The 491-nt window shown below is 43.0% G+C and carries 1 protein-coding gene; it reads right to left on the reverse strand.

All coding sequences use genetic code 11. The annotated features are described in order from the left end of the window. Positions 1-491 (reverse strand): low temperature requirement protein A (locus JHD59_RS22115; RefSeq protein WP_199155854.1); only part of this gene is annotated, 491 nt, incomplete at both ends.

The raw sequence follows: 491 nt of genomic DNA on the forward strand, positions 1-491 counted from the left end.
GAGCCACCATATGGATAACGTACCTAAAAAAGTTGCCAGCATTGCTGCTAGAAGAGTCCAATTCCAGCCAGCATTGGATGATAGCATTCCTCCTGTAGCGAGAAGGGTTTCTCCCAAAGCAACAATAACGAATAGCTGGCAGCGTTCAGTTAGATGTCCACCTTCGATAGTCCAATCTTTTGTATGAGAGCGTCCCAGAAAAGGAAGTCTAAATCCAAACATGGGAGATATGTATTCACATAGTACGGCAATTGACCATAAAGTGATTCGAGCAGGAGTGTCTAATACGGATCCTGTTAGCCAAAAAAAAGCAGATATAATTAACCATCCTAGTATCCGCTGATAGTTTTTTGTAAGTTGATGGCTTTTGCCTAATTCATAAACGATGAAAGCTGTACGTCCTACCTGCATGACGATATATGAGGTAGCAAAAATCCAACCTTTGTTGCCAAAAGCTTGTGGGATTGAGGCGGCCAGTGTCAGTGCGATGC

Source organism: Chromobacterium sp. ASV23, from assembly GCF_016428945.1.
Classification (GTDB): Bacteria; Pseudomonadota; Gammaproteobacteria; order Burkholderiales; family Chromobacteriaceae; genus Chromobacterium; species Chromobacterium sinusclupearum.